The organism is Micromonospora sp. BRA006-A, from assembly GCF_033433935.1.
GTDB lineage: Bacteria > Actinomycetota > Actinomycetes > Mycobacteriales > Micromonosporaceae > Micromonospora > Micromonospora aurantiaca.
On the sequence record NZ_JANCLW010000001.1, the window covers coordinates 749,537 to 774,002 of the forward strand.

24 protein-coding genes and 1 tRNA gene are annotated in these 24,466 nt (G+C 71.1%); 12 read left to right on the forward strand and 13 right to left on the reverse strand.

Translation table 11 applies throughout. From position 1 onward, the window contains the following. Positions 1-302: 302 nt before the first annotated feature. The 3 genes from NMK34_RS03710 to NMK34_RS03720 are packed head-to-tail and all read right to left on the reverse strand — an operon-like array spanning position 303 to position 3,924. Positions 303-950, reverse strand: a complete 648-nt coding sequence (locus tag NMK34_RS03710) for a nucleotidyl transferase AbiEii/AbiGii toxin family protein (RefSeq protein ID WP_318332209.1) — start codon at positions 948-950, stop codon at positions 303-305. A gap of 2 nt (positions 951-952) precedes the next feature. Continuing rightward, positions 953-1,519 carry a hypothetical protein gene (locus NMK34_RS03715; RefSeq protein ID WP_318332210.1) on the reverse strand — a complete coding sequence of 189 codons (567 nt, stop codon included), beginning with the start codon at positions 1,517-1,519 and terminating at the stop codon, positions 953-955. Between the two features lie 56 nt (positions 1,520-1,575). Further along, a complete protein-coding gene (locus NMK34_RS03720; protein ID WP_318332211.1) occupies positions 1,576-3,924 on the reverse strand; it encodes a TOTE conflict system archaeo-eukaryotic primase domain-containing protein in 2,349 nt (782 codons plus the stop codon). Positions 3,925-3,985: 61 nt separating this feature from the next. Between NMK34_RS03720 and NMK34_RS03725 the strand changes: the two genes are divergently transcribed. Both NMK34_RS03725 and NMK34_RS03730 read left to right on the forward strand, forming a co-directional pair. Continuing rightward, the gene (locus tag NMK34_RS03725) at positions 3,986-4,297 is read left to right on the forward strand and encodes a hypothetical protein (RefSeq protein WP_318332212.1); all 312 of its coding nucleotides are present in this window, start codon (positions 3,986-3,988) and stop codon (positions 4,295-4,297) included. Between the two features lie 362 nt (positions 4,298-4,659). Then, on the forward strand, positions 4,660-5,454 hold the full coding sequence (locus NMK34_RS03730) for a hypothetical protein (protein ID WP_318332213.1): 795 nt from the start codon (positions 4,660-4,662) through the stop codon (positions 5,452-5,454). 40 nt (positions 5,455-5,494) lie between these two features. On the opposite strand, the gene NMK34_RS03735 is transcribed toward NMK34_RS03730, so the two are convergent. Genes NMK34_RS03735 through NMK34_RS03745 form a run of 3 tightly spaced genes read right to left on the reverse strand, consistent with a single transcriptional unit; the run spans position 5,495 to position 8,293 of the window. Beyond that, positions 5,495-6,031, reverse strand: coding sequence for a NifU family protein (locus tag NMK34_RS03735; RefSeq protein ID WP_318332214.1), 537 nt, complete (start codon positions 6,029-6,031; stop codon positions 5,495-5,497). A gap of 4 nt (positions 6,032-6,035) precedes the next feature. Then, a complete protein-coding gene (gene feoB, locus NMK34_RS03740) occupies positions 6,036-7,988 on the reverse strand; it encodes a ferrous iron transporter B (RefSeq protein ID WP_318332215.1) in 1,953 nt (650 codons plus the stop codon). Next, positions 7,985-8,293, reverse strand: a complete 309-nt coding sequence (locus tag NMK34_RS03745; RefSeq protein ID WP_318332216.1) for a FeoA family protein — start codon at positions 8,291-8,293, stop codon at positions 7,985-7,987. Before NMK34_RS03745 ends, feoB begins: the two co-directional genes overlap by 4 nt. Positions 8,294-8,421: 128 nt before the next feature. Here NMK34_RS03745 and NMK34_RS03750 point away from each other — a divergent pair, with 128 nt between their 5' ends. The 5 genes from NMK34_RS03750 (at position 8,422) to NMK34_RS03770 (ending at position 12,628) form a co-directional block, all read left to right on the forward strand. Then, the gene (locus NMK34_RS03750) at positions 8,422-9,099 is read left to right on the forward strand and encodes a response regulator transcription factor (RefSeq protein ID WP_318332217.1); all 678 of its coding nucleotides are present in this window, start codon (positions 8,422-8,424) and stop codon (positions 9,097-9,099) included. Positions 9,100-9,101: 2 nt separating this feature from the next. Beyond that, positions 9,102-10,487 carry a HAMP domain-containing sensor histidine kinase gene (locus tag NMK34_RS03755; protein WP_318332218.1) on the forward strand — a complete coding sequence of 462 codons (1,386 nt, stop codon included), beginning with the start codon at positions 9,102-9,104 and terminating at the stop codon, positions 10,485-10,487. Between the two features lie 102 nt (positions 10,488-10,589). Beyond that, positions 10,590-11,132 carry a phosphatase PAP2 family protein gene (locus NMK34_RS03760; RefSeq protein WP_318332219.1) on the forward strand — a complete coding sequence of 181 codons (543 nt, stop codon included), beginning with the start codon at positions 10,590-10,592 and terminating at the stop codon, positions 11,130-11,132. A gap of 33 nt (positions 11,133-11,165) precedes the next feature. Further along, positions 11,166-11,855 carry a DedA family protein gene (locus tag NMK34_RS03765; RefSeq protein ID WP_318332220.1) on the forward strand — a complete coding sequence of 230 codons (690 nt, stop codon included), beginning with the start codon at positions 11,166-11,168 and terminating at the stop codon, positions 11,853-11,855. A 26-nt stretch (positions 11,856-11,881) separates the two neighbouring features. Further along, positions 11,882-12,628 (forward strand): ABC transporter permease, encoded by a 747-nt coding sequence (locus tag NMK34_RS03770; protein WP_318332221.1) that lies wholly within the window; start codon positions 11,882-11,884, stop codon positions 12,626-12,628. Here the strand turns inward: NMK34_RS03770 and NMK34_RS03775 are convergent. Beyond that, the gene (locus NMK34_RS03775; protein WP_318332222.1) at positions 12,621-13,913 is read right to left on the reverse strand and encodes a hypothetical protein; all 1,293 of its coding nucleotides are present in this window, start codon (positions 13,911-13,913) and stop codon (positions 12,621-12,623) included. The two genes, NMK34_RS03770 and NMK34_RS03775, sit on opposite strands and share 8 nt — an antisense overlap. Positions 13,914-14,352: 439 nt before the next feature. On the opposite strand from NMK34_RS03775, the gene NMK34_RS03780 reads away from it, so the two are divergent. Further along, positions 14,353-15,558 carry an IS110 family transposase gene (locus tag NMK34_RS03780; RefSeq protein ID WP_318332223.1) on the forward strand — a complete coding sequence of 402 codons (1,206 nt, stop codon included), beginning with the start codon at positions 14,353-14,355 and terminating at the stop codon, positions 15,556-15,558. A 200-nt stretch (positions 15,559-15,758) separates the two neighbouring features. Beyond that, positions 15,759-15,834 (forward strand) — tRNA-Arg (locus NMK34_RS03785). 8 nt (positions 15,835-15,842) lie between these two features. Here NMK34_RS03785 and NMK34_RS03790 read toward each other — a convergent pair. Beyond that, positions 15,843-16,505, reverse strand: a complete 663-nt coding sequence (locus NMK34_RS03790; protein ID WP_318332224.1) for a DUF6882 domain-containing protein — start codon at positions 16,503-16,505, stop codon at positions 15,843-15,845. A gap of 108 nt (positions 16,506-16,613) precedes the next feature. Beyond that, positions 16,614-16,892: a hypothetical protein gene (locus NMK34_RS03795; RefSeq protein ID WP_318332225.1), complete on the reverse strand. Its 279-nt coding sequence runs from the start codon at positions 16,890-16,892 to the stop codon at positions 16,614-16,616. 431 nt (positions 16,893-17,323) lie between these two features. Here NMK34_RS03795 and NMK34_RS03800 point away from each other — a divergent pair, with 431 nt between their 5' ends. Further along, positions 17,324-18,100: an HAD-IIB family hydrolase gene (locus NMK34_RS03800; protein WP_318332226.1), complete on the forward strand. Its 777-nt coding sequence runs from the start codon at positions 17,324-17,326 to the stop codon at positions 18,098-18,100. Between the two features lie 120 nt (positions 18,101-18,220). Next, positions 18,221-20,020, forward strand: coding sequence for an adenylyl cyclase (locus NMK34_RS03805; protein WP_318332227.1), 1,800 nt, complete (start codon positions 18,221-18,223; stop codon positions 20,018-20,020). A gap of 48 nt (positions 20,021-20,068) precedes the next feature. Here the strand turns inward: NMK34_RS03805 and NMK34_RS03810 are convergent, their stop codons facing one another. From NMK34_RS03810 to NMK34_RS03820, 3 genes are all read right to left on the reverse strand, one after another. After that, positions 20,069-20,659: an ATP-dependent Clp protease proteolytic subunit gene (locus tag NMK34_RS03810; protein ID WP_318332228.1), complete on the reverse strand. Its 591-nt coding sequence runs from the start codon at positions 20,657-20,659 to the stop codon at positions 20,069-20,071. 125 nt (positions 20,660-20,784) lie between these two features. After that, complete coding sequence (locus NMK34_RS03815) at positions 20,785-21,426, reverse strand: helix-turn-helix transcriptional regulator (protein WP_318332229.1); 642 nt, start codon at positions 21,424-21,426, stop codon at positions 20,785-20,787. 106 nt (positions 21,427-21,532) lie between these two features. Further along, positions 21,533-22,714, reverse strand: coding sequence for a hypothetical protein (locus tag NMK34_RS03820; protein ID WP_318332230.1), 1,182 nt, complete (start codon positions 22,712-22,714; stop codon positions 21,533-21,535). A 174-nt stretch (positions 22,715-22,888) separates the two neighbouring features. On the opposite strand from NMK34_RS03820, the gene NMK34_RS03825 reads away from it, so the two are divergent. Next, positions 22,889-23,902 carry a potassium channel family protein gene (locus NMK34_RS03825; RefSeq protein WP_013473883.1) on the forward strand — a complete coding sequence of 338 codons (1,014 nt, stop codon included), beginning with the start codon at positions 22,889-22,891 and terminating at the stop codon, positions 23,900-23,902. A gap of 25 nt (positions 23,903-23,927) precedes the next feature. On the opposite strand, the gene NMK34_RS03830 is transcribed toward NMK34_RS03825, so the two are convergent. Next, positions 23,928-24,410 carry a MarR family winged helix-turn-helix transcriptional regulator gene (locus NMK34_RS03830; RefSeq protein ID WP_318332231.1) on the reverse strand — a complete coding sequence of 161 codons (483 nt, stop codon included), beginning with the start codon at positions 24,408-24,410 and terminating at the stop codon, positions 23,928-23,930. Positions 24,411-24,466 lie beyond the last annotated feature (56 nt).

Below are 24,466 nucleotides of genomic sequence, written 5' to 3' on the forward strand. Positions count from 1 at the left end.
CAAGGTCTACGCTGTGGCACGCGGCCACCGCACGATCTTCGGTTGTCCTCACAAACCATCGATGATCAACGCGGTGGCCGTCTTCATGCCCACACCACGCCCAACGCCGAAGCCAAGTGACGTTGGAGTACTAACCCGACGCTCTGCGGGTGCCCACAGGCCGACGACCTGCTGCTTTCTATCTGCCGTTGCGTGCCGGTCGCTTCGTGGGCTCGCTGCGATCGCTTGCCGAAGATCAGCTGAAACGCTGTGGCTCCTGCGGGTGCAGGCTTAATTAACGCTGCCGCGAGTCGGGAGCCGAGTCATCCGTCCGTGTCGTCGAGCAGGTCGCGGCGCCACTCCGCGAATCGGCTTCGGAGGTCGTCGAGCGCTGGGCCGGTGACGCCGTACTGGGCGAAGTCGTCGGGATCGAGCTGGGTGGCTTGTCCGAGGGCGTCGGCGAAGATGCGCGGGTCGAAGCCGCGGTCGGCGCGCTGCGCGAGGGCGAGAAGGGCGTCGCGGGTGTAGCGGCCGGATCGTAGGGTGGCGTCGATGTCGATGAAGTCCCGGGCGAACGCTCGTCCGTAGAGGGCGCTCATCTTGTTCGCTACCGCGTCGTCGGGGTGGAGGACCGGTCCGATCGCCATGAGGATCGGTTCGTTGGCGCGCCAGTCCACGCCGAGTTCGACCTTGGAGATCCGCATGCCGTCGGTGACGGCCAGTCGGGCGAAGGTGTCGTACTGGCGCTCGGTCTCGACGGTGAGGCCGTCGTCTCGGTAGGCGTGCACGACGGCGGTGACCGCGGCGGTGAATTCGTCGCGGCGGTCCCAGGCGGTGAACAGGTCGACGTCCTCGCTGGGTCGCTCCAGGAGTCCGGCGGCCTGGACCGCGTAGCCGCCGGCCAGCGCGAAGCCGTATCGATGGGCCGCGCCGAGCCCGGTCCGGGCGAGGCGTTCGTGGAAGGGGTCCACCGCTACGCCGCGTTGCTGCGGGTCGCGGCGAGTTCGGGGAAGGCGTCCTCCCAGCGCCGGCGAAGCTGGGGCGGCAGCCAGAGAGTGGGCCAGAGCCGCCGGAGGAGGTCGGCATCGAGCCAGGTGTTCAGATCCTCGACCGTACTGGCTTCGGTGAGCACCACCTTGTACATGCTGGCCAGGCGCGCGGGCCGGTTCAGGTCGTACTCGGCGTGCCTCGACCAGTCGAGATGACGCGGAAGCGTCACCATGCCCTTGGTGGGGCCGTGCAGCGCGGCGAGGGTTTCGGCGATCACATAAGGCTTCCGGTCACCATATGGCCGGTAGTCCGCTGGCGGCTGGGGTGATGTCCTGCGCCGGCTGATGTTGGTCGCCCGCCGGACTTCCGGTCGGAGTGCCTGGCGGATCGTCTCCCGGCTGTATCCGGTGACCCGCTGCAGATCCACCGGCCGCCAGCCGGCCGCGTGAAACGCCCGCAGTTGCTCATCCCGCTCGATCAACGCCTGCGCCCGCGTCGCCTCGTACCGGGAGACGACCGCGTGTAGCTCATCCTCGGAGAACCGGCCCATACCCACCAGCCTACTACGCTAGGCCCAGCACGCTTGGCGTCTCTGCCGTTCGGGGCTTATGTTCTTGCGAAGCCGAGTGCCCGGTATCCGGGCATGCGGCGTGGAAGTGAGGCGGCGAGGATAGGTGTGGCTGGGTCGTGGTAGTCGTGGACCTCGGCGACATCCTTGCCGGGCGCGGCGCGGATGACGCGGCCGGCGCACTGGACGAGTAGGCCGTCGTAGGAGATCGGGCCGGCGAGGAAGAGCGTGTCGAGGGCGGGGGCGTCGAAGCCCTCACCGATGAACGGTGTGGTACCGATGACGAGCAGGCCGTCGCCGGCCTTCGCGCCGTCGAGCCGGTCAACAATGATCCGCCGTTCGCGGGTGCTCATCGCGCCCTGAAGCACGAACGCCTGGTGCCCGCGTGCGGCGAGCAGAGCGGTGAGTGCCTCGACCTGGGCGACCCGTCGGGTCAGCACGAGACAGTTGCGACCGCGGGTCAGGGCCGCGGCGACATCGTCGGCGATCTGGGTGTTGCGGGGCTCGTCGAGGGCCAGTCGCCGGTGTACCTCGGCGAGCGCGCCCGGGGCGTCAAGGTCGATGTCGCCGGGCTGGAATGTGGTCTCGTGGATAAACAGCGCTCGACGGGGTCCGGCGTCGGTGTGCATCGCTGCGGCGAGGGTGCCTTGTTCCTCGTCGGTGAGGGTGTGGCGGACGGGTCCGAGTTGCCAGGTGACGAGTTGGCCGAGTCCGTCGCGTCGGGTGGGGGTGGCGGTGAGGCCGAGCCAGAACTGCGCGGCGATCCGTTTGACCGAGTGCTCGTAGGCTGCGGCGCCGAGGTGGTGGCATTCGTCGACGATGACGTGCCCGTACTCCTGGGTCAGGGTGGCGACGTCGTCGCGCCGGGCGAGGGAGGGCAGCAGCGCGATGTCTACCGTGCCGGTGAGCTTGCGTCGGCCGCCGCCGAGTTGACCGGGCTTGATGTCGAGGAACTGTTGGATGCGGGTGCGCCACTGGTCGGCGAGGGCTTTGCGGTCGACGAGGACGAGGGTGGAGGTGTTGCGTTCGGCGATGACGGCGCAGGCCATGACGGTCTTGCCGGAGCCCGGTGGGGCGACCAGGATCCCGTCGTCGTGGGCGAGAAGCGCGCCGACCGCGTCGGCCTGCTTGCCGGTGAGTTCGGCGGTGAACGCGGTGTCGATCTCGGCCCCGGGGTTTCGTGCGTCCGTGACGGCCAGCCGCGACCCGGCGCGCTCGACGATGGCGGCGATGGAGTGCCGCAGGGCCCGCGGGAGGATCAGGCGGTCGTCGAGGGTGAGGTCGTAGCCCTGGATGAAGCGTGGGGTGTCCCAGGTGGACTTGCGGAGTCGCTGCAACTCGTAGAATTTCGGGTTGGCCATGGCGGCGGCGTGCTTGAACGTCGCCAGCGCGGCGGGCGTGAGCTGCCTGGCGTCGATGCTCAGCCCGGCACCGGCCTCCGCGTGGAGCACCGGAGGTAGCGGAGGGTGGACCTGGGTCGCGGCGGACCGGCTCATGGTGGCGACGTCGGCACCGGTTACGGCTTGCTTGGCCTGCCGGGCGATGTGTTCGGCGTCGCCGGGGCTGAGGCGGTCCAGCGTCGACAGGAATGCCCACTGGTCGGCGTGCGGCTCGAGGGTGCCGAGGTCGAGGAAGGTGGTCAGTCCGTCCTTGCGGCGGCGGCCCTGCAGGGGTGCGGCGATGAGGTTGCCGAAGCCACCCTCAGGCAGGACGTCCTGGTTGGGGAACAGCCGGTCGTACGAGCGCAGGTCCATCGACCCGCGCAGCACCATCGCCTCACGCAGCAGGACGGTGCCGACGGCCCGCCCGGTGGCCGCGGGAACAGCGCCGGTGAAGAAGACCCACACGTGGGCGCCGCGGCCTGACTGGGAGATCTCCAACGCGGCCGGCACCGCGCTGGCGCGTGCCGCCTTCACGTACGCGAGGGCGTCGAGCATCGCCGTCGGCCCGTCGAAGTCGGCCACGACGAAGTGGCAGGTGTTGCCGGGCATCAGCGGGTACAGGCCCATGAACACGTCGCCGACCAGATGCGCCGCGACGACCTCCGTCGTGCGGGGCAGGTAGGTGGCACCCCGCCGGTCCATACCCTTGCGCCAACCGCCGGCGACCGCGGGCATCCAGCCGGCAGCGCCGGTACGGGTGTTGTCCCACCGCACGGCGTACACGTCGGCCCGGGCCCGGAACCGGTCGGCGAACAACGCCAGCTTGTCCCGAGTCGGCGAAGCCATGGTGACCAGCCCTGGCGGCTCAACCGGCGCGGACAACTGCTCCGGCGCCGCAGCCGTGTCCTGACCGCGCAACTCCAGCAGGCGCGCCAGCCGGGCGTTCTCCGCCCGTAACCGCTCGACCTCCCGCCGAAGATCGACGAACTCGGCCACCGAACCCATGCCGACCATCCTCGCGCATCAGGCGCCGAGCACCACGGCACCGGTCCGCTATCCTCCGCCGATGGCATCGAAGGGCAGCGCCGCGCTGGAGGCGATGATCGAGGAAGCAACCGTCGACACGGACGGTCACGAGGACGAGCGTGCCGGCCTGTTCGCCATGATCGAGGAGCATCTGGCGGTGCCGTTCACCACGACCGTCCTCGGCGTCGAGGTCACCGTAGGCAAGATCGAGCTGGCAGCGGACAGCATCGTCGCGGTCTGCGTCCAAGGCCGCCACCGGCAACGGGTCGGCCTTCTCGACCTGCCGCTACCCACCCCGCCACCGAACGGCGCCGCGTGGATCGACGCCTACCGGCACTGGGCCGGAAGGTAGGCCACGGTGAGCGAGTACCAGTACTACGAATTCACCGCCGTCGACCGACCCCTCACTGCTCGGGAGCGGGCCGAGCTGCGGTCGCTGTCGACCCGGGCCGACATCACCGCCACCAGCCTCGTCAACACCTACGAGTGGGGCAACTTCAAGGGCAACCCACGTACGCTGATGGAACGATACTTCGACGCGCACCTGTACCTGGCGAACTGGGGCACCCACCAGCTCATGCTCCGGCTACCGAAACACGTGCTCGCCCCCGCCACCGTCGCCCAGTACTGCCAGGGTGACAGTGCATCCGCGTGGACGGCCGGCAAGCACGTCATTATCGACCTGCATGACGAGGACGAGGACGGCACCGACGAGTGGACCTCGACGGCCATGGCCTGCTCGCCTCGATCGTCCCGGTCCGGGCCGGCCTCGCAGGCGGGGACCTGCGCCTGCTGTACCTGGCCTGGCTGCGCTGCGTACAGTCCGAGGAGATCGCCGACGACGAGCCCGAACCGCCCGTCCCCGCCGGACTGGGCACCCTCGACGCGCCCCTCACCGCCGTCGCCGAGTTCCTGCGCATCGACCCCGACCTGATCGCGGCTGCGGCGGCCGGGTCGGCACCGCCCGCCTCTGGTGAACCGACCGCCGCGCAACTACGCACCTGGGTCGTCGGGCTGCCCGCCCGGGACAAGGACACCATCCTGACCGACCTGATCACCCGAGGCGACAGCCACCTGCGCAGCCGACTGCTGCGCCGCTACCGCGACGCACACCGCGCCGATACCCCGGCCGCGACAGCCCTCCGCACCGCCGGGGAACTGCTCGCCACCGCTGCGGAGTTGCGCGCCCAGCGGGAACGACGGGACGCCGAGCAGCGTGAACGCGACCGGGTCCGCCGGGAACGGTCCGCCGCAGCAGCCCGGCAACGGCACCTCGACACCCTCGCAGTCGACCAACCCGCCACCTGGCAACGGGTCGGCGAACTCATCGCCACGAAGAAACCCCGCGAGTACGACACCGCCGTTCAACTCCTCATCGACCTGCGTGATCTCGGCGAGCGCGACGGGGACAGCTCATCGTTCCGAGACCGGCTGGCCGAGCTACGGGCGGTGCACGCCCGCAAGCCCAGCCTGCTCGAACGGCTCAACCTCGCGGGCCTCGACACCTGACGCACGGTTCCACCCGCGCGGGCATGCGGATCGGCTCGTGTCAGCCGCGGCCCGGGTCAGCGGTGACGGCGCGCAGTTGCGGGTGGTGCCTGCGAAGTTGGTCCTCAAGTCCTTGGCGGAGGGTGTTGCGGGCGGCGGGGCAGCCGTGGCAGGCGCCGGTGAGCTTGACGGTGACGGTGCTGTCGCGGACGTCGACGAGTTCGATGTGGCCGCCGTGGGAGCGGGCGAGGTCGCCGACGGGCCCGTCGAGCAACTTCCGGGCGGCCTCCCGCAGCGGCGTGTCGTCGGGCTCGCCGCTGGCGTCGGCCGGGCTCCAGCCGGATGGGTCGGCGAGGGCGGCATGTAGCGCCGTGCGGACCCGGGCGCCGTCGCGGGACCACTGCCGACCGGCATGCAGCGTGGTGACGATCGCTGCCGGTTCGACGCGGACCTGGGCGAGGATGCCGTCGTCGCGTAGGGCGGCGAGCGGGGCGGGCAGGGTAGCGGCGACGCCGGTGAAGGGCAGCACGTCGGCGTGGGTGATCCAGCGCAGTTGCTCGGGGCGGCCCGCGACAGGTTGGGGATGGATGGGAATCATGACGTCATCCCGCCAGCAGCGCGGTGATCGTCCTGGCCGCGTAGGCCATGATCCAGGCCAGCGCCGTCAGGTAGCCGAACGCGATCAGGGGCCACTTCCAGCCGCCGGTCTCGCGGCGGATGATGCCGACGGTGGCCATGCACTGCAACGCGAAGGCGAAGTAGACCAGCAGCGCCGCGATGGTGGGCGCGGTGAACAGCGGCTGCCCGGCGTGTGGTCCGTCGGTGTAGGTCATCGCCTGGAGCGCCTTGGACGGTTCGTCGGGGTTTTCCGCGGCGGCTACCTGGCCGAGGGTGGCGACGAACGTCTCGCGTGCCGATTGCGCCGACAGCACGCCGATGTTGATGCGCCAGTCGAAGCCGAGCGGGTCGAAGACGGGCGCGACGAGGTGGCCCAGGCCGGCAGCGTAGCTGTGGTCGGCGACGTACGCCGAGACCGCGGTGGCGTTGCTGGGGTCGACGCCGTGGGCGCGCAGCTCGGCAGTCGAGTGCAGGGGCAGGTTCAGCAGCAACCACAGGCTGACGGTGGTGACCGCGATGATGGTGGTGCACTTGCGCAGGAACGACTTGGCCGAGTCGCCGACCGCGATCAGCACCGAGCGGGCCGAGGGGATCCGGTACGGGGGCATCTCCATGTAGAACGGCAGCAGCGGGCCGCTGCGCTCGCCGAGTTTCTTGAACACCCAGGCGGCGGTCATCGCGGAGACCGCGCCGAGCAGGTACATGCCGAACATGACCAGGCCCTGCGCCCCGAAGGGTCCCCAGCGGGCGTCGGGGTCGACGAGCAGGCCGATCAGCAGCACGTACACCGGCAGCCGGGCCGAGCAGGTCATCAGCGGCGCGGCCATCATGGTGGCCAGGCGGTCCTTGGCCGACGGCAGGGTGCGGGTGGCCATGATGCCCGGGATCGCGCACGCGAAGGACGACAGCAGCGCCACGAACGCGCGGCCTTCCAGGCCCGCGCGGGCCATCACCCGGTCCATCAGGAACGCCGCGCGGGACATGTAGCCGACGCCCTCGAGCAGGGAGATCAGCAGGAACAGCAGCATGATCTGCGGTACGAACACGAGCACCGCGCCGATGCCGCCGATGATCGCGTCGCCGAGCAGTCCGGCCAGCCACGGGTTGCCGACGTGGGTGGCCACCAGCCCGGACAGCCATCCGAAGAACGTCTCCACGTAGCCCTGCAGGGGTGCGGCGAGGGTGAACACGGTCTGGAAGAAGGCCACCATCACGGCGAGGAACACGATCGTGCCCCACAGCGGGTGCAGCAGTACGGCATCGACGCGCTGGGTGATGCGGTGGCGTTCCGGGGCCCGGTAACGGGCGAAGCTCAACACCGACTCCGCCCAGGCATCCGCCTCGGCCGGGTCTTCCGGTGGCGGCAGGGCCGGTGCCGACCACGTCGACCACCGCTCGATCTGGTCACGTAGCTGGTCGATGCCCTGGCCGCGATTGCCGAGCACCCGCACCACCGGCACGCCCAGCGCCTGCTGCAACGCCGACAGGTCCAGGTGGCCCTGCCGTACGGTCATCTCGTCGGTGAAGGTCACCACCAGGCAGGTGGGCAGGCCGCGACGCAACACCTGCGCGACGAACCGCAGCGAGCGGCGCAGCGTGGTGGCGTCCACCACGACCAGCAGCGCGTCCGGCGGCGCCTCGCCGTCGAGGCGGCCGTCGAGCACGTCGACCATGATCTGCTCGTCGGGGCTGATCGGGTCGAGGCTGTAAGTGCCCGGCAGGTCCTCGATCAGGTACCGCCGGTCACCCGCCTGCATGGTGCCGACGAATCGGGACACCGTCACACCGGGGTAGTTGCCCGTCTTGGCGTGCAGACCGGTCAGAGCGTTGAAGATGCTCGTCTTGCCGGCGTTCGGGCTGCCCGCCAGGGCCAGGCGCGGCAGTGCCGTGTCAACGGAGCCGCCCCCGGCCTCAGCGTGGCATCCCGCGTCCTTCACCGCGCGTCCCGAATCAGCACGTGCGCGGCCTGCGCGCGGCGCAGGCACAGGTCGTAGTCCTTGACCCGGTACACCACCGGATCCCGCAGGGGCGCGCGACGGACGGCCTGCACCGGCGTCCCGGCGGTGAACCCAAGGTCCACGAGCCGGCGCGCCGTCGAAGGGGGCGTCCCGTCGGCCAGTCCCACGATCGTGGCCCGGCTGCCCGGGGGCAGGTCGGAGAGCCGACCCGCTGACCCGGCCGCCGGCTCGACGCCACGCATTGCGGGGCCGGCGTAGGCGACAGCAGGACGTCTCAGCAGCACCAGCTCACCATAAGGTAAGGCTCGCCTCACCTGCCAGGGCGTGTGACGAAATCCGACGGGCGGTGCCCCGTCCGACCTCGGCGACGTACCGTGCGTGCGGGTGTCGACGTTCGGAAGGGGGTGGGCGGGTGCGGGTGCTGGTCGTCGAGGACGAGACCGCCCTGGCGCAGGTGCTGCGCGCCGGCCTGACTGACGAGGGTTTCGCCGTGGACGTGCAGCACACCGGCACCGACGGGCTGTGGGCGGCCACCGAGAACCCGTACGACGTGATCGTGCTGGACATCATGCTGCCCGGCCTGAGCGGTTACGAGGTGTGCCGGCGGCTGCGGTCACGCGGCGTGTGGACGCCGGTGTTGATGCTGACCGCGAAGGACGGGGAGTACGACCAGGCGGACGCCTTCGACCTCGGGGCCGACGACTATCTGGTCAAGCCGTTCTCGTTCGTGGTGCTGGTGGCCCGGCTGCGGGCTCTGGTGCGCCGGGGCGCGCCCGCCCGGCCGGTCGTGTTGACCGCCGGGGACCTGAGCGTGGATCCGGCGCGGCGGCAGGTCAGCCGGGCCGGTCAGGCCGTTCGGGTCACCGCGCGGGAGTTCGCGCTGCTGGAGTTCCTGATGCGTCACCGCGGTGACGTGGTGTCGAAACGGCAGATCATCGACAACGTCTGGGACGCCCACTTCGACGGCGACCCGAACATTGTCGAGGTGTACGTCGGCTACCTCCGCCGCAAGATCGACCAACCGTTCGGGCGCCGAGCCATCCAGACCGAGCGGGGCATGGGCTACCGCCTGGCAGCCGACGGCGGCTGAGCGTGGCCATCGGATGGATCCGCCGGTACCTGGGAGTACGGCTGCGCTCGGCGCTGGCCGCCGCCACGGTCGTGGCGGCGGCCTTCGCCGTCGGCGCGGCGGCGTTCGTCCTCATCGCCCGCGCGGATCTCGCCAGCAACGTGGACGCCACGGCGAGGCAGCGGGCGGCCGAGGTGGTCGCGGCAGTGGCTGCCGGCGACCGGGACGCGCTCGCCCAGACGCTGAAGCCCAGTCCGGGTGAACAGACGTTGGTGCAGGTCCTCGACCCGTCGGGGCGGGTCGAGGCGGCGTCGGCGGCGCTCGGTGGCGCCGCGCCGCTGTCCCCGCTACGACCCCGGCCCGGTGAACTGCTGCGCGAGCAGCGGCTGCTGCCGTTCGCCGACGAGGACCCCTTCCGGATCGCCGCCGAAGGGGTGGCCACCGGCTCCGGCACCCGCACGGTGCTGGTCGCGCAGTCGCTGCGGCCGGTCAACGAGAGCACCGAGGCGGTCGCGGCGATCCTGGCCGCCGGGCTGGCGCCCATGCTGCTGGTCGTCGGCGCGGCGGTGTTCTGGTTCGTCGGACGGTCCCTGCGCCCGGTCGAGGCAATCCGCCGACGGGTCGCCGGCATAACCGCCCGCGACCTACACGCCCGCGTGCCCGTGCCGGCCGCCCGAGACGAGGTCGCGGCGCTCGCCGAGACGATGAACCTGATGCTCGAGCGCCTGGAGACCGCCGCGGCGAGCCAGCGCCGGTTCGTCGCCGACGCCAGCCACGAACTGCGCAGCCCCCTGGCCACCCTGCGCGCTGGCCTCGACCGCCTGGCGCTGGCCGCCGTACCGAAGGGGCACGGCGAACTGGTCGAGTTGCTGCGCCGCGAGACCAGCCGGCTCGGTGATCTCGTCGCGGACCTGCTGCTGCTCGCGCGCATCGACGAGCGGGGCGCCACCGGGCGCCGCGACGACGTCGACCTCGACGATCTCGCCTACACCGAGCGGGAGCGGCTCGCCGGGCAGCACCCGGATCTCATCGTCCGGGTCGACCTCACCCCGGTGCGGGTGACCGGGGACGCCCACGACCTGGGCCGGGCGTTGCGGAATCTGGCCGACAACGCCGCCCGGCACGCCCGTACCCAGGTGACCCTGCGCGTGTCGGTATGCGACGGGTGGGGGTGCGTCGAGGTCACCGACGACGGGCCCGGTGTCCCCGACGCCGACCGGGAGCGCATCTTCGACCGGTTCGTCCGTCTCGACGACAGCCGCACCCGCCCGGAGGGCGGCACCGGCCTGGGCCTCGCCATCACCCGCCAGGTCGTCGCGGCGCACGGCGGCCAGGTGCAGGTGCTGCCCGGACCGGGCATGACCGTCCGGATCCGGCTGCCCCACCACGTCGCTTCCGAAGATCACTGAACCCCCGACTTCGGCGATTTCAGGCTCCTCTCAGGTGGCTGGCGGCACCCTTGGCCTGATCGGCGCCTGCATGAACCGGAACCCGTCAGCCACGGGGGAGCGATGAACTATCACCTGTTCCAGATCGTCAACGCCGCAGCCGGCCGCAGCGACCCCGTCGACGACGTCTTCGAATGGTCGGCGAGGTGGCTGATCTACGTCCTTGCTGCCACGGCGGCCGTACCCGTGCTGACCCACCTGCGGCACCGGCGCGCCGCCCTGGTGCGCGTCGTCGTCTCCCTCGGGCTGGCCTTCACCGTCGGGCAGGCCATCGCCGCGCTCAGCACCGAAGTCCGGCCCTTCCAGACCCACCCAGTGCACCAGCTGATCCCGCACGCCGCCGGAGCGTCGCTGCCCAGCGACCACGCCACCGCGGCGTTCGCGGTGGCTTTCGCCGTCGGGGCGTTTCTGTCCCGCCGGTGGGGGGTAGCGCTGAGCGTGCTCGCCACCATCATCGGTTTTGCCCGTGTCTGGACCGGAGTGCACTACCCCGGCGACATCCTCGCCGGTGCGCTCGTCGCCGCCGGGGCGGTCACCGCCGTCGACCTCGGTGGACGCGCATGCGACCGCCTGTTCAGCCGCCGCCACTCCGACCCCACCGCCTGAGATCCCCCGCCCCCTCGCTCCGGAGGTCCCGCCATGTCCCCGCCTCAAGCGCTGCTCGCCGCGGGCCCCAGCTTCATCGACCCGGAATGGCTGATCTCCACCTTCGGGCTGATCGGCATCCTCGCGATCATCTTCGCCGAGTCCGGGGTGCTGATCGGCCTGTTCCTGCCCGGCGACTCGCTGCTGTTCACCGCCGGACTCCTCGTCGCCGACGGCCGCTACCTGCACCAGCCGCTCTGGCTGGTCTGCCTCCTCGTCGCCGTCGCCGCCATCGCCGGAGACCAGGTCGGCTACCTGTTCGGCAAGCGCGTCGGCCCGAGCCTGTTCCGTCGCCCCAACTCCCGGCTGTTCAAGCAGGAGAACGTGCAGCGGGCCAACTCGTTCTTCGCCCGCTACGGCGCCCGCTCGATCGTGCTGGCCCGCTTCGTGCCGGTCGTGCGGACCTTCACCCCCGTCGTCGCCGGGGTCAGCCGGATGCACTACCGCACCTTCGTCACCTACAACGTCCTCGGCGGCCTGCTGTGGGGAACCGGCGTCACCGTGCTCGGCTACTTCCTCGGGCAGATCAGCTTCGTCACGTCGAACATCGAGTTCATTCTGATCGCCATCGTGCTGATCTCCGTCCTGCCGATCGGCATCCAGCTCCTGCGCGCCCGCCGCCGCTCGGCAACCCCGGCCACCACCGGGGCGACGGTGTCCAGAAACGCCTCCCGTAGGGACTGAACGACCGCTGAGGCGACACCGACCGGATGACCTCGACGATGCTAGTGCTCGGGCCGAGACTCGCCGTCGCGCTGGTGCTGCTGACCGCCGCCGCGGCCGCCATCGCCACCGTCGGACGGCTCGGGCACGGCCGCCAGATCGCCGTCGCCGCCGCCCGCGCCGCGCTGCAACTTGCCGCCGTGTCCCTGGTGATCACCGCGATCGTCGGCTCGCTGTGGGCCACCGCCGCGTTCGTCCTGCTCATGTGCGCGGTCGCCGCCGGCACCTCCGGCCGGCGGATCACCGCCGGCCCGTACGGCTGGTGGGCGGGCGTCCCGATCGCCACCGCCAGCCTGACCGTCGTCGCCGCGCTGCTCCTGGCGGGCCTGGTGCCCCTGCGCGGCATCGCGATCATCCCGATCGCCGGCATCCTGACCGGCGGCGCGATGACCGCGACCAGCCTCGCCGGGCGGCGCTTCAACGACGATCTGCGGGCCCGGCGCGGCGAGGTCGAAGCGGCGCTCGCGCTGGGACTGCCTCCCCGCGACGCCGTGCTGCTCGTCTGCCGCCCCGCCGCGAGCCAGGCACTCATCCCCGCCCTGGACCAGACCCGCACCGTCGGCCTGGTCACCCTCCCCGGTGCCTTCGTCGGCGTCCTGCTCGGCGGCGCCAGCCCGCTCACCGCGGGCATCACCCAACTGTTCGTCCTCGTCGGCCTCCTCGCCGTCGAAGCCGCCGCCATCGTCCTCACCATTGAGGTGATGGCCCGAGGGCGGCTCCGCCCGGTCAGCTGACGCCGTCGTACTGATTCAGGGTCGCCAACAGGGTGTCCACCGCCGAGGCGCAGTCGCCCCGCACCGGGCTCGACGCCCGCAGGGCCGTCAGGACCGCATCGATCTGGTCGTCGAGCTGGTGCCACCTCGCCGAATCACGGGGTTTCAGCCCCGCCTCGGCGTCGTCCCAGGCGACCTCGAGATCCTTTACCCGGGCCTTCCCGTCCGCCAGGTCGTTCTGCGCGACTTTCTCCTTGACGTCGGTGACGATCACCGCGAACTTGCCCAGGTTGCCTAGCTTCGTGGTCGGATGAGCCTGCTGCGGGAGGGCCGCGGGGGCGCCGTGCTCGGCTCCGGCCTGCGCGGTCGTCACGGGCGCAGGCTCGGCGGTGGGCGTCGTGTCCGCAGCCGGGCGCAGCACCCACCCGGCCATCGCGACAGCTACGACGGCCACGCCGGCCCACAGGTAGTCCTGCCGGTAGCCGCCCAGCGGCCCCGCGCCCTTGACTGCCACCCCGTGCCGACTGACCAGAACCTGTTCACGGATGACCAGGACCACGATCGTGCCGAAGAACAGCAGACTGGTCACGCTCGCGCCCAGCCCCAGACCACCGAATTCCTTGTCCTGCGTCAGCAGGTCACCGAGCGAGGCGCCGAGCGGGCGGGTGAGCACGTAGGCGATCCAGAACGTCAGCACCTGCCCAGCGCCCAGCCGGTAGGCCACCCACGTCGCTGCGATCAGGCCCCCGAAGATCAGCACCCCGTTGCGGAAACCTAGGTTGAGTGCCTCGGTGGCGAGGTCACCGGCGGCGGTGCCGAGCGCGAACGTGGTGAGGATCGCGCCCCAGTAGAACGCCTCCCGGCGCGGGGTGTCGATGGAGGTGATCGCGAGAGTGCGTTCCTGCCGGTACCAGACGGCGAACACGACCGCGAGGACCACCGTGAAGACAGCGGTGCTCACATACAGGCTCACGCCCAGCGTGTCGGTGAACAGGTCGGTCAACTGCGTACCGACGATGCTCACCAACACCACACACAGCCAGTAGATCCACGGCGTGTACGCGCGGGTCCGGAACTGGATGACAAGCGCGACCACCAGCGCGACGATCATGACCGCGTCGGTGACGGCAGGACCCAGCCCGACGTTCACGGCCAGATAATCGGCGAACGTCTCCCCGATCGTCGTCGACAACACCTTGATGACCCAGAACGTCGCAGTGATCGCCGGGACCTTCGTCAACCACCCGCGCGTACCCACCAGCCGGTCAGTGGCAACAGACACAACTCTTCCCATCGTCGAGGACACTGACGGGAGCATGGAACGCCGACCCTGAGATCTCGCTGAAGAGTCCCCGCCGCTCCTCGACCTCAGCCACCCACCCCGCATGCGGCCCTCGCCGCCCGATCACCAACACCGAGGCGCACAAGATCGTGGACTGCCTCGGCGTCCCCGGCCCGACGCCCCGGACGTCCGCGGCGGTGGCTCCGGTTGTCCCGTCGGAACCCGCAACCAGACATCGAGCTGTGTCGTTTGCCGGGATGGACCCGGAGGGTCGGGTGACTGTCTGGGTGTGTGCTGCCGATGTCATGGCCAGCTAGGAGTAGGACGCCCCGGCCCTCGCTGACGACCGCTGTATCAGCACTGGATGGAGACTTGCGACCGATCGCCCTTTCCGAAGTTGTGGCTACTGAACCGCGGCGGGTCCACGCCCCTTGACCAGCACGAGCGAAGAGGGTGATGCCCGGTGGGCAGCCTGTGGGCCGGCGTCGACGTCGGCAAGACCCACCACCACGTGTGCGTCGTCGACGACGACGGCACCGTGGTCGTGTCCGAGAAGATCCCCAACGACCAGCAGGCCATCTCCGGCATCGTCGGGCGACTCGGCAAACGCCGTAAGCCGATCCGCTGGGCCGTCGACCTGCGGGGCGGACCCGCCGCACTGCTGCTGGCGGTCCTGTTCGACCGCGGCGCCGATGTGCGCTACGTCAGCGGCACGGTCACCTCGCGGATGGCGGAGGCGTTCCACGGCGAACGCAAGACCGACGCCCACGACGCCTACGTCATCGCTCAGACCCTGCGCATGCGCGCCGACCTACCGACCCTCACTGTGGCCGAGGGGGTGCAGCAGCAGCTGAAGCTGCTCGTCTCCCGCCGCCTCGACCTGGTCGCCGACCGGGTCCGCCTCACCGCCCGCATCCAGGACCTCCTGACGATGATCAGCCCCGCCCTGGAGAAGACGCTGAACCTGCGCAGTAAGGGCGCGCTGCGGCTCCTCGCGCAGTGGCAGACCCCCGCCGGACTGCGGCGCGCCGGTGAAGTTCGCATCCTGGACTACCTGCGCCAGCACGGCGTGCGGGCCGCCAAGGCGCTCACCGCCAAGGTTCTCACCGCCGCGCGGACGCAGACCGTCGCTGTCGCCGGGGAGGCCACCGCGGCCGGGATCGTGGCGCAGATGGCCACCGACCTGGAAGCGGTCAACGACCGGATCACCGCCATCGAGGAAACCATCGCCGGCATCATCGCCGAGCACGAACTGGGCGAGATCGTCACCAGCCTGCCCGGCATCGGCACCACCCTCGCCGCCGAGTTCCTCGCCCACGCCGGCACCCTCACCACCTACCCCAGCGCCGCCGCACTCGCCGCGCACGCCGGCCTCGCGCCGATCGCCCGGGACTCCGGGCGACGGCAGGGTCACCAGGTTCGGCCGCACCGCTACCACCGGGGTCTGCGCCGGGTGTTCAGCATGTCCAGCTTCACCGCCCTGACCCACTGCCCACGATCACGCGCCTACTACGACAAGAAGAGAGCCGAAGGGAAGACCCACCGCCAAGCCACCGCCGCCCTGTCCAGACAACGCCTCAACGTCCTCTGGGCCTGCATCCGCGACAAGACCCCCTACCAGCCCAAACAACCAAGATCAGCGGAGGTGGCGCTGTGCGAACTCGCGTAGAGACTCCTCCAACGGATGCCAACCGGGGTGAACCGGTGCCAACGCGGGTCACCGTGGCCGACCGCCGGTCGCAAACCGGGGTTCGTGTGCTCCGGGTGTGGTCCTGGGCTGGGAGAACGGGGGTCCGGGGAATGTGGGTGAACGTGGGCCACTCCCTGCCACCCCAGGTGAACCCCCAGGTCGCTAGACTAGGCCCTCGCGCCCTCGTAGCTCAGGGGATAGAGCATCGGTTTCCTAAACCGTGTGTCGCAGGTTCGAATCCTGCCGGGGGCACCACATTCCGCCTACGGGCTGACCGTTCCCGACAGGTTGCTGACCCGACCCATCGCGTCGAAGTCGACACGCAGAACCGACCCACTCCGATCCTGCGCCGTCACCGACATCGGCGCCCGATCCAGCCGCCACCCCTGCTGGTGCAGGAACGACTCGACGGCGACGCGGTGCTCCACCCGGAAGGACTGAAGGACCTGCGTCAGAACGGTCAGCACCCGTTCCGGCCGGACCGGCGCGGTGATCTGCGGCGGGGCGTCGTCGAGGTGGAAGAAGACGGCGCCGCCGTCGTACGGCCCGCGGTAGTAGCAGCGGCCGGTCAGGCCGGACGCCAGCATGGCGAGGCGGTGTCCGTCGGCGCGCTGGAGCGGGAACGTGGGTTCGGTGAGTTCGGCGACCCCCTGTCGGTGCCCGTACTCGCGCAGCCAGCCGGCCAGATGCAGCACCGACGGCGGGATGTTGCTGGCCTCGTTGGCCCAGGCCCAGAGCCAGGTGCCGTCGAGGTGGCTCTCGGTGCCGAGGAGCTGGACGCGGTACCGCAGGTCGGTTCCGAACGTCGCGATGCCGTCGGGCACGTCGAGCTGCCAGTCACGCTCGCCGAGCAGGTCGGCCAGCGCCATCTGGCGGGCCAGGCCCGTGCCGACATGTTCGGCGAAGAGTCGATCAAACGTCGGCATCGCCGCAGTGTGCCAGACCGTTCAGCGGGTGACGGCCCCGCGTCCGGCCAGACCTTTCGGACGGGACGGCCCCGCGTCCGGCCGGAGCCGGAGCACGGGGCCGGCGGGTCAGCGAACCAGCGTTGCCACCAGCGTCCCGATGCAGGCGACGACGGCGGCGATGATCGGACTGAGCGTCTTGATGTACGCCAGGATGAGCCGGTGCCGGTCGGGCGGCTCGGCAACGGTTTCGTCCTCGTCCTCTGGTGTCTCGAAGTCTGACCCGTGAGGGATTACAGTCAACGTGACTCCTTCCGTTGCAGCGGTGGAGTCGAATGCGGCGTCCGGTGGCAGCCGGGCGCCGCCCTCTGTGCGAGGCGACGCAGTGCCGTTCGACCGTTCGAGCATCCTCCCGGCGGACAGCTAGCACAAGAGTGGGCAATTCACTGTCGGGTACCTGACAAGCAGATGCATCGCATCGAGAAAATTTCGGTGCCATCTCTTGCCAAATGCAATTTTCCGTGAAGCAGTTCAACTCAGCGTGACCACATCAAAGCTCATGGTGAGCAGGAGTGCCGTCAGGCGCGCCGAGTCACGGGTCCGGCCCATCGGCGATCGTGGACGAGTCCGCCGGTGTGGTGGCCGCGAACGTTATCGACCGCCGACGATCCCGTCAACGGGGGGCCGCGGGTGCCGGGAGCGGGAAGCGGGGCCGCCCGGAGATCCGCCGGGTTACGCTCCGTCGAGGGGGCGTGTCACCCGCCGGGCCCTCAGGTCGGTGCCAGGAACCGTCGGTACCCTGGCAGGTCCTGGCCTGTCCGCGACAACATGAGGTATTCGTGAACGATCTTCGAGTGGTGGCGTTCGATCTCGACGACACCCTGGCGATTTCCAAGTCCCAGATCGATCGTCGGATGGCGGAGTTGCTCGGCCACCTGCTCACCGAGGTGGACGTACTGGTCATCTCCGGTGGCCGGTTCGAGCAGTTCCAGTCGCAGGTGCTCGCCCACCTCGACCTCACCGAGGAGCAGCGCGACCGGCTGCACCTGATGCCGACCTGCGGCACCCGCTACTACCGCTGGTCCGACGGGGACTGGCGGCAGGTCTACGCGGAGGATCTCACCGAGGCCGACAAGGCCCGCGTCGTCACCGCGCTGACCGAGTCGGCGCAGGCGCTGGGCCTGTGGGAGGCGAAGACCTGGGGCGACATCATCGAGGACCGGGGCAGCCAGATCACGTTCTCCGCGCTGGGGCAGTCCGCCCCGCCGGCCGAGAAGTACGGCTGGGATCCGGGCGGCGACAAGAAGCGGCGCCTGCGGGACGCGGTCGCGGCGAAACTGCCCGACCTGGAGGTCCGTGGTGGCGGCTCGACCTCGATCGACGTCACCCGCAAGGGCGTGGACAAGGCGTACGGCATGCGGAAGCTGCTGGAGCACCTGGACCTGAAGATCGACAACGTGCTCTTCGTGGGTGACCGGCTGGACGTTGGCGGCAACGACTACCCGGTCAAGGCGATGGGCATCCGCTGCGTCGCTGTCACCCGCTGGGAGGAGACCGCCGACTACGTCGAGAAGCTCGTCGACGACCTGGTGAAGCAGCGCGCCGAGCGCGCCTGACCGACGTACGACCCAGAGCCCGCCGGTTCCGGAACCGGCGGGCTCTGGCGGTATCGACGGTGATGAGGTAGGAACAGCCGAGAGAGCGCTCTCCCGTCCCATCACCGAACAGGCAGGCAGATGCGATCACCCGACCCCTCCCGCCGCCGTTTCCTCACGCTCACCGCCTCCGCGGCCTCGCTCACCGCCCTCGGCCTCCCGGCCGGCGCCGCCGCCGCGTCCCCGGCCGCATCGCCGGCCGCGCGACCCGCCCGCGAGCCCGACTTCGGCCCGAACGTCTTCGTGTACGACCCGAGCACGCCGGTCGAGGAGATCCAGTCCACGCTGGACCGGCTGTTCACCGCCCAGGAACGCAACGAGATGGGCTTCGACAGGTACGCCGTGCTGTTCAAGCCCGGCCGCTACGAGGTGGACGCCCGGCTCGGCTACTACACGACTGTCGCCGGTCTCGGCGCGCACCCGGACGACGTGGAGATCCACGGCGCGGTCCGGGTGGTCGGGCAGCCGGACCCGAACTCGCCCGCCGGCATCTCCGCGCTCACCAACTTCTGGCGTTCGGCGGAGAACCTCGCTGTCACCCCGACCGACTGGTCGAACCAATGGGCCGTCTCGCAGGCGTCACCGATGCGCCGGGTGCACGTCAAGGGCGTGCTGTGGCTGGAACCCGGCAACGGCGGCTACTCCAGCGGCGGTTACATCGCCGACTCCAAGGTGGACGGCATCACCATCAACGGCTCCCAGCAGCAGTGGCTCACCCGGGACAGCGAACTCGGCGGCGAGTGGACGAACGGCGTGTGGAACCAGGTCTTCTCCGGCGTGATCGGCGCGCCCGCGCAGGGCTTCCCCGACCCGCCGTACACCACGCTGCCGACCAGCCCGGTGACCCGCGAGAAGCCATACCTGTTCGTCGACGCCCGGGGCGCCTGGCGGGTGGCCGTACCGCGCCTGCGCCGCGACACCGCCGGCACCACCTGGGCCACCGGCGGCGCGCCGGTGCCGTCGCTGCCGCTGTCCGCGTTCTACCTGGCCCGGCCGACCGACTCGGCCAAGCGCCTCAACGCCGAACTGGCACGGGGCAAGCACCTGCTATTCACCCCCGGCGTCTACCACCTGGACCGGGCCCTGCGGGTACGCCGCCCGGACACCGTGGTGCTCGGCCTCGGAATGCCGAGCCTGGTGCCGGACCGCGGGGACGCGGCGCTGCGCATCGAGGATGTGGACGGGGTCCGCATCGCCGGGGTGCTCGTGGACGCCGGGCCGGTCGAGTCGCCGGTGCTGGTCGAGGTCGGTACGCGGCACTGCCACCGGTCGCACGCCGCGAACCCGATCTCGCTGCAGGACGTCTTCTTCCGCATCGGCGGCCCGTACGCCGGGCGGGCGGCGACCAGTCTGGTGGTGCACAGCCGGCACACGCTCATCGACAACATCTGGGCCTGGCGCGGCGACCACGGCCGGGCCGGCACCATCGGCTGGACCGTGAACACCGCCGCCACCGGCGTGATCGTCAACGGCGACGACGTGACCGCGTACGGGCTGTTCGTCGAGCACTACCAGCGGTGGCAGACGATCTGGAACGGCGAGCGCGGCCGGACCGTGTTCTACCAGAGCGAGCTGCCCTACGACCCGCCGAGCCAGGCGGCCTGGCGCAGCCCGACCGGCAACGGCTGGGCCTCGTACAAGGTGGCCGACCACGTCCGCACGCACGAGGCGTGGGGGCTGGGCGTGTACTCGTACTTCAACCAGGGCGTGGACATCCGCTGCGACCGGGCGATCGAGGCGCCGCGCCGGGCCGGGGTGCGGTTCCACGACGCGATCACCGTGTTCCTGGACGGCAGCGGCGGCATCGAGCGCACGATCAACGAGGTCGGCACCCCTGTCGTCGGCTCGTACGGCACCAGCCCGGTGATCAGCTACCCCTGACCGCGAGGCGCGGCCCGGCCCGTGCGGGACCGGCCGGGCCGCGCCCGCTCACGCCGCGAGCTGGTCGACGCGGGTGAGCACCTGGTCGACGAGGCCGTACTCGCGGGCCTGCTCGGCGGTGAACCAGCGGTCGCGGTCCCAGTCGCGCTGGATCTCCTCCAGCGTCCGCCCGCTGTGCTGGGCGATCAGCTCCTGCATGCTGCGCTTCACGTGCAGCATGTTCTCGGCCTGGATGGTGATGTCCGCGGCGGTGCCGCCCATCCCGCCGGACGGCTGGTGCATCATGATCCGCGAGTGCGGCAGCGCGAACCGCTTGCCCGCCGCCCCGGCGCAGAGCAGGAACTGCCCCATCGAGCCGGCCATCCCGAGCGCCAGCGTCGCCACGTCGTTCTTGACGTACCGCATCGTGTCGTAGACGGCCATGCCGGCGCTGACCGAGCCGCCCGGCGAGTTGATGTAGAGGAAGATGTCGCGTTCCGCGTCCTCGGCCGCGAGGAGCAGGATCTGCGCGCAGATCTGGTTGGCCGACGCGTCGGTGACCTCGGTGCCGAGGAAGATGATCCGCTCCTTCAGCAGCCGTTCGAAGACCCGGTCGCCGAACGCCGGCTGCCCCTCGTCGAGCATCCAGATGCCACTCATCGCCGCCCACCTCCGTACGCCGGTGGGCGGGGGACCGCCCGGGAACCCGGCGGTCTCCAGCGTCCGCCGGGCGCACCCACGCGGCCCAGGCTTTCTGCCGGCGGCAGATTCGCCCTGGGCAGAAGCTACGCGGCGACCGGCCGCCGCCGGCCGGCGCGGGCTCGGCGCCGGGCGACAGTGACGGAGGTACGCGGACGGGCGCGGACGGCCGGGGCGGAGGGAGCCGGCCAGAGCCGGATGCCGCCGGAGAACCCGATCGGCGTGGCGGCGTCGAGGGCCGCGCCGAGCGGCGCCGGCACCAGGCCGAAGGGCCGCAGCGCGCCGCCCAGCAGCGGCGTGGCGGTGACCGGTCGGCGGGCGACATGCGGCCGGAGCGAGACGGCGGGCCGGCGGGTCACGGGCGGGCGGGGCGACACGGCCGGGCGGCGCGTGACGGACAGCCGCGGCGGGCCGACCCGCAGCTGCGGCCCGGTGCGAGCGGTCGGCACCCGGTCGAAGCGGGCCGCCGAGACCCCGGGGCCGACCGGGGCCGGACGCTCCCGGCGCAGCTCGTCGCGGGCCTCTTCGAGCAGGTCGGCGAGGTGGATGCCGAGCGCGCGGCAGATCGCGGCGAGCACCTCGGAGGAGGCCTCCTTACGGCCGCGTTCGACCTCGGAGAGATAGGGCAGGGAGACGCCGGCGGCCTGGGCCACCTCGCGCAGTGTGCGGCCCTGGCGCAGGCGGATGCGCCGGAGAACCCCGCCGATCACGCGTCGCAGCAACGACATGCCGGCCTCCTCGCGGTCGGGCGTCCCGGACTTCCCCATCATGCCCCGTCCACGCGCCCGGCACCTGCCCGGTCGGCCCCCGTGGTACCGGCCGGGCAGGTGCGGATCAACGCCAGACGACCGCTCGGAGCTGCCAGCTCGGCGAGGTGAAGGACACGTGACCGACGATCAGGCCGCTGTCGTTGACGTTGATCGCGACGCTGCTCCCCGCCCCGTCCGGCAGGGGCAGCAGCTGGGAGGCCGCGGTGGGTGAGGGCCAGATCATCGCGCGGCCGTCGGTGCCGTCGGTGCCGATCACCAGACCCGAGTCGTTCACGGCCTGCGCAGTCGGGGAGGCCGAAGCGGTGGCCAGCCGGCGCATCGTCGTACCGTCCCAGAAGAAGGCGGCGAACCGGCCGTCCGCGGTCCAGCTCGTGCCGACCACCTGACCGAGGTCGTTGATGCCGGTCGCGTCGCTCGTGGGTCCGCCCAGCGTGCCCAGCGACCGCAGGACGCCGTCGCGCCAGACGAATGCCTGGTTGACGAACGGTGGATCGGTCCAGTCCTTGTAGCCGTAGGTGCCCGCGACGGTGCCGGCCTCGTTCACCGCGAGCGCGCTCGCACCAGGCGGGGCGTCGATGGTGATCTCGGTGTTCCCGGTCCGGACGAACGCCCGCCGCCCGGAGAAGCTGTCGGTGACATGGTAGACGCCGACCACCCGGTCGCCCGCGGTGTCGTACGCGATGGAGAAGATGCCCCCGGTCAGGCCGAGATCCTGGATCTTCCCGCCCACCCAGGCCACGGCGTGGCTGCTGCCGTCGGCCGCCTGGGCGGTGCCGACGATGCGTCCCCGCTCGTCGATCGCCTGGGCCTGGCTGTTCGGCCCGCCGAGCGTCCCCAGGTCCTCGATCCGCCCGTCCACCCAGCGCACCGCGTGCCAGTAGCCGCCGGCCACCTCCGCCGCTCCGACCACCACCCCGGCCGTGTTGACGTCGTACGCGATGCTGCCCCGGCCGTCCAGCGACGGCAGCACCACGGCGGTCCGTTTCGCCGTCGGCATCGGCGCCGGGGTGGTGGCGGTCGGCGTACCGGTGGGCGAGACGGTCGGCGTCGGGGAGGTGGTCGGTGTCGGTGTGGTGGTGGGTCGTGGGGAGAAGGTCGGCGACGGGACGACGGTGGGCTTCGGCCGGGTGGGCCGGGCCGTCCCGGGCGGGCGGTCCCCGGGCCGGTTCGCCACTGCGGGCGGCGCTCCGGCGACCACCATCCCGACTGCCACCGCAAGCGCGGTCAATGCCATGCGTGCACGCATCCCGACGTCCCCTCGTCACGATCGGTGAGTCATCAGTCTCACCCGCAGGCGCGTCGATGGATGTGACGAAATCCTTACCGCTGGTGGCCACGAGGGCGGGCGTCCGGCCCAGCCAGCCGGCTCGCGGCGTAACCGCTATCTTGAGGGCGTGCAGGTGGCGGAGCAGGACCGACGGTGATCCATTTTCCCGCGCAACGGCGGGGGCCGCTGAGCGCGCTGAGTCTGCGCCTGCTCGCCGCCCTCGGCCTGGTCTTCGCCACGGTGGCGGTGGTCTGGCTGGATCGCGACGGCTACCGCGACGTGGACGAGAGCGGCCTGAGCCTGCTCGACTGCTTCTACTACGTGGTGGTCTCGCTCTCCACCACCGGGTACGGCGACATCACCCCGGTCAGTTCGTCGGCGCGGCTGGCGAACGTCCTGTTCATCACCCCCGCCCGGGTGCTGTTCCTGATCATCCTGGTCGGCACCACCCTGGAAGTCCTGACCGAGCAGTACCGCACCGGCCGTCGCCTGTCGCGGTGGAGGAGAACCGTGAAGGACCACGTCATCATCTGCGGCTACGGCACCAAGGGCCGCAGTGCGGTCTCGGCCCTGCTGGAGAACGGCACGGACAAGTCCAAGATCGTGGTGGTCGAGCGGAGCGGGCCGGCGCTGCGGCAGGCCACCTCCAACGGGCTGGTGACGATCGAGGGCTCGGCGACCCGCTCGTCGGTGCTGGAACAGGCGCACGTGCGTACCGCGAAGTCGGTCATCATCGCGACGGACAGCGACGACGCGTCGGTGCTGGTGGCGCTCACGGTCCGGCAGCTCACCGCCGGTCAGGTACGCATCATCGCGGCGGTCCGGGAGGCGGAGAACGCGCCGCTGCTCAAGCAGAGCGGCGCACACCACGTGATCGTCTCGTCGGCCACTGCCGGGCGGCTGCTCGGCCTGTCCACCTCGGCCCCGCCCCTGATCGACGTGGTGGAGGATCTGCTCACCCCGGGTCAGGGCATGGCGCTGGCGATGCGGTCGGCCGAGCGCGACGAGGTGGGCCGCTCCCCGCGTGAGCTGGAGTCGCTGGTCATCGCGCTGGTCCGCCGGGGCAAGGTGGTCACGCTGAACGACCGCGCCGGCGCGGTGATCGAGACCGGCGACATGCTGGTCCACGTCCGGGACGACCGGCCGCAGGCCACCACCGCGATCTGACCCTCGCCCCGCCGGGCGCCCGCGGTCAGCAGGCGGCCGGGCCGCCCTCCGCGATCACCTCACCGCAGGTCGACGACCGGCCCTGGGTGGCCCGTCGCAACAGGTCGTAGAGCAGATCCCGCTCGCCCGGTGCCAGCGCGCCGAGGATCTCCTCCTCCGCCCCGGCGAGCGCGCACTCCGCCTCGCGTAGCCGCTTCGTGCCCGCCTCGGTGAGGCGTACCTCGTGCCGGCGGCGGTCCTCCGGGGAGCGGCGGCGCTCGGCCAGGCCGTCCGCCTCCAGGTCGTTGAGCAGCCCGACCACGTTCGTGCTGTCGATCTGGAGCGTGCCGGCGAGCGCCTGCTGGCTGATTCCGCCGGCGTCGCGTAGCACGGTGAGCGCCACCAGGTGACGGGGGCGCAGGCCCAGCGGGGCCAGCACCGACTCCGAGCGCAGCCGCATCCGCCGGGCCAGGTGGTCGAGCAGGGGCCCGGAGCGGCGCTCGGACTCCTCGACCGGTGCGGCGGACATGTGACCCAGTTTACGCGGCCCGGGGAACATCGGCCTGCTATAAATAGTTGGTCCTA

What these genes read in the sequence shown, in the direction of transcription:
- NMK34_RS03715 (WP_318332210.1), bottom strand. Translation starts at nt 1,519, where the DNA reads ATGGGCCGGTTCTCCGAGGATGAGCTACACGCGGTCGTCTCCCGGTAC.
- NMK34_RS03720 (WP_318332211.1), bottom strand. Translation starts at nt 3,924, where the DNA reads ATGGGTTCGGTGGCCGAGTTCGTCGATCTTCGGCGGGAGGTCGAGCGG.
- NMK34_RS03725 (WP_318332212.1), top strand. Translation starts at nt 3,986, where the DNA reads ATGGCATCGAAGGGCAGCGCCGCGCTGGAGGCGATGATCGAGGAAGCA.
- NMK34_RS03735 (WP_318332214.1), bottom strand. Translation starts at nt 6,031, where the DNA reads ATGATTCCCATCCATCCCCAACCTGTCGCGGGCCGCCCCGAGCAACTG.
- NMK34_RS03760 (WP_318332219.1), top strand. Translation starts at nt 10,590, where the DNA reads ATGAACTATCACCTGTTCCAGATCGTCAACGCCGCAGCCGGCCGCAGC.
- NMK34_RS03765 (WP_318332220.1), top strand. Translation starts at nt 11,166, where the DNA reads ATGTCCCCGCCTCAAGCGCTGCTCGCCGCGGGCCCCAGCTTCATCGAC.
- NMK34_RS03770 (WP_318332221.1), top strand. Translation starts at nt 11,882, where the DNA reads ATGACCTCGACGATGCTAGTGCTCGGGCCGAGACTCGCCGTCGCGCTG.
- NMK34_RS03790 (WP_318332224.1), bottom strand. Translation starts at nt 16,505, where the DNA reads ATGCCGACGTTTGATCGACTCTTCGCCGAACATGTCGGCACGGGCCTG.
- NMK34_RS03795 (WP_318332225.1), bottom strand. Translation starts at nt 16,892, where the DNA reads ATGCTCGAACGGTCGAACGGCACTGCGTCGCCTCGCACAGAGGGCGGC.
- NMK34_RS03805 (WP_318332227.1), top strand. Translation starts at nt 18,221, where the DNA reads ATGCGATCACCCGACCCCTCCCGCCGCCGTTTCCTCACGCTCACCGCC.
- NMK34_RS03810 (WP_318332228.1), bottom strand. Translation starts at nt 20,659, where the DNA reads ATGAGTGGCATCTGGATGCTCGACGAGGGGCAGCCGGCGTTCGGCGAC.
- NMK34_RS03815 (WP_318332229.1), bottom strand. Translation starts at nt 21,426, where the DNA reads ATGTCGTTGCTGCGACGCGTGATCGGCGGGGTTCTCCGGCGCATCCGC.
- NMK34_RS03820 (WP_318332230.1), bottom strand. Translation starts at nt 22,714, where the DNA reads ATGCGTGCACGCATGGCATTGACCGCGCTTGCGGTGGCAGTCGGGATG.
- NMK34_RS03830 (WP_318332231.1), bottom strand. Translation starts at nt 24,410, where the DNA reads ATGTCCGCCGCACCGGTCGAGGAGTCCGAGCGCCGCTCCGGGCCCCTG.